This window comes from Mycobacterium sp. 1245852.3, from assembly GCF_001669335.1.
GTDB lineage: Bacteria > Actinomycetota > Actinomycetes > Mycobacteriales > Mycobacteriaceae > Mycobacterium > Mycobacterium europaeum_A.
The window spans coordinates 1-7,248 of the sequence record NZ_LZLL01000322.1 but is presented as its reverse complement, the minus strand read 5'-3'; the positions used below and the strand labels follow the sequence as shown (position 1 = coordinate 7,248).

Annotated in this window: 6 protein-coding genes; 3 read left to right on the top strand and 3 right to left on the bottom strand. The window is 63.4% G+C overall.

What is annotated here, in order from left to right; genetic code table 11:
• The first annotated feature begins 225 nt into the window (after positions 1-225).
• The 3 genes from A9W96_RS14810 (at position 226) to cax (ending at position 3,539) form a co-directional block, all read left to right on the top strand.
• Entirely contained in the window at positions 226-1,128 is a 903-nt protein-coding gene (locus A9W96_RS14810) for an alpha/beta fold hydrolase (RefSeq protein ID WP_067140757.1), read from the top strand.
• A complete protein-coding gene (locus tag A9W96_RS14805) occupies positions 1,073-2,053 on the top strand; it encodes a 2-hydroxy-3-oxopropionate reductase (RefSeq protein WP_369830834.1) in 981 nt (326 codons plus the stop codon). The genes A9W96_RS14810 and A9W96_RS14805 overlap by 56 nt, the downstream gene beginning before the upstream one ends.
• A 328-nt stretch (positions 2,054-2,381) precedes the next feature.
• Entirely contained in the window at positions 2,382-3,539 is a 1,158-nt protein-coding gene (cax, locus tag A9W96_RS14800; protein WP_082972255.1) for a calcium/proton exchanger, read from the top strand.
• 355 nt (positions 3,540-3,894) lie between these two features.
• Here the strand turns inward: cax and A9W96_RS14795 are convergent, their stop codons facing one another.
• The 3 genes from A9W96_RS14795 to A9W96_RS14785 all read right to left on the bottom strand — a co-directional run.
• The gene (locus tag A9W96_RS14795; protein ID WP_067140748.1) at positions 3,895-5,067 is read right to left on the bottom strand and encodes a CaiB/BaiF CoA-transferase family protein; all 1,173 of its coding nucleotides are present in this window, start codon (positions 5,065-5,067) and stop codon (positions 3,895-3,897) included.
• A 27-nt stretch (positions 5,068-5,094) separates the two neighbouring features.
• The gene (locus tag A9W96_RS14790; protein WP_066880817.1) at positions 5,095-6,618 is read right to left on the bottom strand and encodes an aldehyde dehydrogenase family protein; all 1,524 of its coding nucleotides are present in this window, start codon (positions 6,616-6,618) and stop codon (positions 5,095-5,097) included.
• A 33-nt stretch (positions 6,619-6,651) separates the two neighbouring features.
• A partial coding sequence (locus A9W96_RS14785) for an amidohydrolase family protein (RefSeq protein WP_156765247.1) occupies positions 6,652-7,248 on the bottom strand: 597 nt, incomplete at its 5' end.

The window sequence follows — 7,248 nt, the reverse complement described above, 5'->3', positions numbered from 1 at the left end:
TTGTGGCCCGACCAGGACCCATTGTTCCCGCAGGCGTGGAGTGACACACTGGGCGACTTCTATTCGGACTACACGCTCGAGTTCCTGGAGCACTGTGGACATTTCAGTCCGCTCGAATCTCCCGATATATGGTCCAAGCACGTCCTCGCACACGTCGGGCGGTGACGACCATGCTGGTGCTTACGTGCTCAACTACTGCCAATTGACCGCTTCGGGATCATCCCGGTGAACTCGGACTGGTTTCCAGGTCTTCGCGCGGGCAAGTTCGACGTCGGAGAGGTATCGATATTCGCCCGCTACGGCGGGGACCCGAACGCACGTGCACTGCTGTTGGTGCACGGCTACCCCGAGACCCATCTGATGTGGCACCAGGTCGCACAGCGACTTCGCGACCGGTACTTCCTGGTGATCCCCGACCTGCGGGGCTACGGAGACTCCTCCAAGCCCGTGGGACTGCCGGACCACAGCAACTACAGCAAACGAGCGATGGCCAATGACCTTGTCGCCGTTATGGATCAGCTCGGGCGCGACTCCTTCTACCTGTGCGGACACGACCGCGGCGCCCGCGTTTCAGCCCGCCTGGCCTTAGATCATCCCGACCGTGTCGTCAAGCTGTCGCTGCTGGATATCGCGCCGACACTGGACATGTACAACGCCACCACAACGGAATTCGCAACCGCGTACTTCCACTGGTTCCTCCTCATCCAGGCAGCGCCACTGCCTGAACTGCTGATCGGCGGCAATCCCGCCGGCTACCTCGCCATCGTGCTGCGAAAACTCGCTGGCGGTGATGTCGACTATCTGGATGCCGGTGTGGCCGCCGAATACGAACGCGTGTTCTGCACACAGGAAGCCATCCACAGCAGCACAGAGGACTACCGAGCCAGTGCCGGCATCGACCTCGAACACGACCAGCGCAGTCGTGACCTCGGGCAGAAGATTCTCTGCGACACACAAGTTTTGGTCGGTGCACGGGGAGCAGTGCACCGACTATTCGACGCCCACGCCCTCTGGCAAGCACAGTGCGACGCGACGGTGACCACGACCGCGCTGCCGTCGGGACACTTCATCCCTGAACAACTTCCGGAAGAGACTGCCGCGGCGTTATCGAGCTTCTTTCCCTCCTGACACCGACTCGACTGCACACGAGAAAGCGAGGACCGCGGTGAGCACGGTCGCCTTCATCGGACTGGGAATCATGGGTAGCCCGATGGCCGTCAATCTTGCCCGAGCCGGGCATCGGGTAACCGGATATAACCGGTCGCCGGAGCGCGCCGCCGACCTCGTCGATGCCGGTGGTAGGGCGGCGGATTCGATTGCCACCGCGGTTTGGGACGCCGATGTGGTTGCGCTGATGCTTCCCGACTCGCCCGACGTCGAAGCGGTGCTCGCCGGCCCGAACAATGTATTCGACAGCGCCACGCCCGGCACGTTGATCATCGACTTCTCCAGCATCCGGCCTGACGTCACGGCCAACTTGGCTGCCCAGGCCCGCGGGCGCGGGTTCCGGATGATCGATGCACCGGTCTCGGGCGGACAGCCAGGCGCGATCAGCGCCCGGCTGTCGGTCATGGTGGGCGGCACGACCGAGGACTTCGCCGCGGCTAAACCGGTTCTCGACGCAGTCGGCGCCACTGTTGTCCACGTCGGGCCCAGCGGCTCGGGACAAACGGTGAAGGCAGCGAATCAACTCATCGTCGCCGGCAACCTGGAACTTCTCGCTGAGGCGATCGTGTTCCTCGAGGCGTACGGCGTCGATACTCAAGCAGCACTCGCAGTGCTCAGCGGCGGTCTGGCCGGATCAGCTGTCCTCAAGGCAAAGGGGCAGCAGATGCTCACCCGATCCTTTGACCCGGGATTCCGCATCGACCTACACCACAAAGATCTCGGCATCCTCACCGAAGCGGCCCGCGTGGCCGGCGTCATCACCCCGATCGGCGCCGTCGTAGCTCAACTGATGGCCTCGGCTCGCGCGAATGGCGACGGCAGCATCGATCATTCCGCACTCATCCGCGTGGTCGAACGACTCTGCGGACGCAACCAACGCGGTTGACCAACTATCACGGCCACCTCCGCTTGAGCCGCAGCCGACACGCGCCTGTCGAATGTTGCTGGGTCAATTCCCGATGGGCGGCCGCGGATCACCAGCCACCGGAGGGATCGGCCCCTCACCGGCCTCAGGCACAACCGGCTCATCTGAAGCGGCGGCGTCAGCCTTCGGCTCGTCGCCGGCTTGGTCGGGCCCGTCGTCCTCGTGGCGTTTGCTCATCACTTCACTCTAGAAGGTGGAGGTTGGGGCGGGCGGGACTCGAAACCGCGACCAACGTTTCGGCGCGAACCATTCGGTGTGGAAAACTTCAGCGCGATCAGAGGAGAGGCGCGTGACGACCACCCATCCCGAACGGCTACCGCTGCTGACCCGGCGCGACCGCATCATGATCACCCTCACCGTGATCGCGTCCATGGCAGCCGGGGTTCTCAACTTCGCCCACGCGAATGCATTGCTGGCGTTCACCATCTCCGCACTCGCGTTGGCCACAATGGCATCTCTGGTCGGCCGTTCGGTGGAGGCGGTCGGAGACCGACTCGGGCCCAACGCCACTGGGATACTGCAGACGGCGCTGGGAAACCTGCCCGAGTTGTTCGTCATCCTGTTCGCGCTCAAGGCAGGCCTTTACGGCGTGGTGAAGGCCACCATCGTCGGCTCGATTCTCTCCAACGCCCTGCTGGTGCTCGGGCTGGCATTCGTGGCCGGCGGGATCAAGCACGGCCGCCAGCGCTTCGCCGCCGACGACGGACGCACCCTCGGACTGATGTTCACCCTCGCGGTGTTCATCTTGGCCGTCCCCTCGCTGACCGCCGCAATACACACCCCGGCGCAACAGCACGAACGCGCGGTGTCGGTCGTCGTCTCCATCGTCATGCTCGCGCTGTTCGCACTCTCGCTGCCCGCCACGCTCGGAAAGCGGGCCCCCGACTCGGCGCCGCAAGCTGGTGATAAACCCTCGAGAGCCACCTCTCCCATTGTGGCCAGCCCCGATTCGGCCCAAGCCGCCAGCGCCGCGACAGCACACGGCGAGTGGCCGTTGGCGATGGCCATCGGCATGCTGGCCGTCGCCGGGATCGGTGCGGCCTTCGTGTCGGAATGGTTCGTCGCCGCCCTAGAGCCAGCGATGCATGCAGCGGGCATCAACGAGGTTTTCGCCGGTCTGGTGATCGTGGCCATCGCCGGCAACGCGGTGGAGAATTTCGTCGGCATTCAGCTGGCGGCCAAGAACCAGATGGACTACGCGGTTCAGGTGGTCCTCCAGTCACCCGTCCAGATCGCACTCACCATCGCCCCGATCGTCTGCCTGGCGGCGGTATGGCTGGGCCAGCCCGGTTTCGATCTGGTGTTCTCGCCACTGCTGTTGGCGTCGATGATCATGTCGGCGCTGGTCGCGGTGCTGGTGACCTTCGACGGCGAGTCGACCTGGTTCGAGGGAGCAGTGCTCATCGCGCTTTACGTGGCGATCGCCACGTCGTTCTGGTGGGGATGAGCGGATCCGACGGTCTCCACGGATTCCGAAACGCCTTGGCATTGCAGCTCCCCCAGATACCAGCAGAAACGAGTAGGGCGGGTGGGGCTCGAACCCGCGACCAACGGATGATGAGTCCCTAGCCAGCGTCCATGCGACCAGGCAAAACGGTTAGCTAAGACAACCCATCCCCTGCTAGATAACCAATCTCGCCGTCGCCGGTCCGGTTCCGGTACGCCCTCGGCACGGCTACAAATCGCCCCCGGTCGCCTGAGTGACGCCGGGGCGAGATGCGCGCATGGCTGTTAGCTCGCGATCGGCCGATGAGATGCCCAACCTCCTCAGATATGAACCGTGAGGGCGGATGCACCGGTGTTCAGATTGCACCCGACGAACGAAGGCGCTCCATTCCGGCCGCGTCGTAGCCCGCCAGGGCGCCAAGTAACTCTTCCGTGTGCTGCCCAACGCGCGGCGTTGCTGACGGTGCAAATCGTTCATCGGGTTTGGTCTTGATGCACGTCCCAATCAATCGCTGCGACGTCCCGTCCGGCTGAGCCTGCTCGTAGACGAGTCGGCGAGCCTTCGCGTGGTCGTCGTCGAACAGGTCTGCTCCCAAAAACGCTGGTGCCCCTGCGATGTCAGTCGCGATGAAGAAGTCGGTCCATTCCCTGCGTGTGCGGGACTTGAATATTGCCGTCAGTTCGTCGCGCAGCCGGGCCTCTGCCTCGACATCCTCCCCCGGCTTCCGGCGCCCCGGTTCATAGAGATCCATCCTGTCGAGTGACTCGCAGAATCTGCGCCAGAACTTGTCCTCCAGGGCGTTGAACACCACGTAGTTGCCGTCGCTCGTGGCGTAGTACTGGTAGCGAAGCGAAGCTCGGATTCCCTCACCGTAGGCCGGTTGACCGTTCGCCAGCGCTGTGAGGTGTTGAAAGTTCCAATTGATCGCCGCATCGACCTGCGCTACTTCGACGTACTGCGGCTTGCCGTCGCGCCGGGCGGCGTGCAGCGCGGCGAGTACGCCCATCGCTGCGTACAGCGGTCCCGCCAGAACACCCGTCGTCCCTGTCGCCGCCCCCGAAAGGCGTGGCGTTCCATCCGCATCGATGATCGGCGGACTCAACCCCGCGAAACAGTCGAAGGACAGCCCGTGGGTGGCTAACCGGGTATAGGGCCCGAAGCTGCCCATTCCGTTGAGAACGCAGTACACAACCGACGGGTTGACGGCGACGATGTCGTCGTAGCCGAAGCCGAGCCGGTGCGCGGTTCCGTACCGAAGCCCGTCGATCACCACCGCTGATGTCGCGGCCAGGCGGCGAAACGCCTCTTGACCCTCAGGCGTTTTCAGGTTTATCGCCACACTCTTTTTGCCGCGATTCCAATGCGAGTCCTGCAACTCGCCGCCGGAAACCACCGCGCCGCGGAAACCACCGCCGCCAGGCGGCTCCACCTTGATCACCTCTGCGCCGAGGTCAGCCAGATGCCCGCCCAGCGCATCCGCGGAAAACAGTGACACTTCAAGGACACGGACGTCTTTGAGAAATTCCAATACGCGACCTTTCAGAATGCGGTGCGGCTACATCATGGTGATCGATTTCAGCTCGGTGTATTCCTCGAAGCCCCAGCGACCCTGCTCGCGGCCGAGCCCACTTTGTTTGAAGCCGCCGAACGGCCCCCCGCCGTTGAACATGCCGCGCGCCGGTAGAGACCAGCCGGGGCCCTGCCCTCCCCCCGGATTGGCTCCCAGGTCGGCGCCGGGCGCCACAGTCTGCACCATGATGGTGCCGGTTCTGACCTGCCTCGCGACGTTGAAACCCCTTGCGGCGTTGCGAGTCATCACCAGGCCTGCCAGACCGTAGATGGAGTCGTTCGCGATGCGGATGGCTTCGTCTTCGGAGCGATAGGTCATCACCGCCAGCACAGGCCCGAACACCTCCTCCTGACATAGGCGCATGTCGCTGCGGCAGTCGACAAATGCCGTCGGTTCGTAGTAGAAGCCGCGTTCGAGATGTTCGGGACGTTTGCCGCCGACCACCAGCCGCGCGCCGTCTTGTAAGCCCGCCTGAACGAAGGATTCAACTCGCTGACGCTGCTGATCCCTGATCAGCGGACCGACGACAGTTGCGGGATCACGCGGATCGCCGACGGTAATCATCGGAGCCATCGCTTTGAGGCCCTCGACATACGCTTCGAGCAGGTGCTCGGGCAACAGAAGTCGCGACGTGACGGTGCATGCCTGTCCGGCATGCATCAGCACCTGACCGAATCCTATTCCCGCAACGTCACTTTCGGTGACATCGCTGAGAACGAGGTGCGCACTCTTGCCGCCCAGCTCCAGCTGTGCGCGTTTCATCGTTGCCGCCGATAGTTCGCGGATGCGCCGACCGGTCGCCGTCGAACCGGTGAACCCGATCATGTCAACGCCTCGGTGCGTGCACAGCTCCTCTCCCACGTCGGCACCGCCCACGACCACGTTGAACGCCCCGGGCGGGAGGCCCGCTTCCTCGCCAACCTTGGCCAGCTCCAGGGCGTTCATCGGAGTCCATGGGTGTGGCTTGAGTACCACAGTGCAGCCGACAGCCAAGGCAGCCAGGCACTTCTGAATGTTGATCGAGAAAGGAAAGTTGAACGGCGTGATGACTCCGACCACCCCGACCGGTTCGCGGACCACTGTCACGCCGCCCAGGCCGGTCGGCGAAACCACGGGGCCGCCCGGTGTCTCCACCCACGTCACATCATGTTCGACGAACTCGCCGTAGTAGTGGGCCGCCTCGATGGCACCGCCAACCTGAATCAGGTCCGTGATGAAGCCGGTCGAGCCGATCTCGGCGACGATCAGCTCCCGAAGCTCCGCTTTGCGCTCGTCGAGGATCTCAGCGAACCGCTTGATGATCTTTGCCCGTTCCCGGACGGACATCCATGGCCATGGCCCTTCGTCGAAAGCCCGCCTGGCAGCCTCGATCGCCATGGCCGCCTGCTTTTGTCCACCCTCGACGACTCGTCCGATCAACTCCTCGGTGGCCGGATCGATGACGTCGATGGTGCCGAGGGCATTGTCGCTCAACCACTTACCGTCGATGAAGCTCTGGTACTCCCGCATCAAACGAATCCGTCGGCCAGTGAAAGGGATTGACTACGCCAGCGCCGGATACGGGGCGGGCTCAAAGTCGAAAACCCGGCGGGCATTGCCCTGCAGCACCTTGTACTTGTCGAGGTCGGACCGACCGTCGAGTGCCTTGTGAGCGGCCTGAAGGGAGTTGGGCCAAAGGCTGTCGGTGTGCGGATAGTCCGTTTCGATCATCACATTGTCGACGCCGATGAAGTCGAGATTGGCCGCCCCGAAGTCGTCCTCGATGAAACAGCCGTACATGTGGTCGCGGAAGAGCTGGCGCGGAGCCTTCGGGAAAATTGCAGGATCGGTTGGCACCGGGGTCAAGCGCATCGTGGCGGGGTCAACTGCCCAGTTGTTGGCGCGCAGGTATTGGTAGTCGGCGGCGACATGTTCAGCACGCTCGATGAGGTAAGGGATCCAGCCGATGCCGCCCTCGGCCAGCACGATCTTCAGATCGGGGTATTTCTGCAGCTTGCCCGAGAACAACCAATCCGTGGTTGAGTTCGCCAGATTGAGATTGATGTTGACCGCCTGAACCCCGAAAGGTGCGTCAGGCGACGTAGTGGGACTAACCGACGACGAGCCGATGTGTGTGCACAGCGGCATCTTCGTCTCGTT

Excerpts from the sequence above, each read along its gene's own strand:
- A9W96_RS14790 (WP_066880817.1), bottom strand. The coding sequence starts at position 6,618 with ATGCGGGAGTACCAGAGCTTCATCGACGGTAAGTGGTTGAGCGACAAT.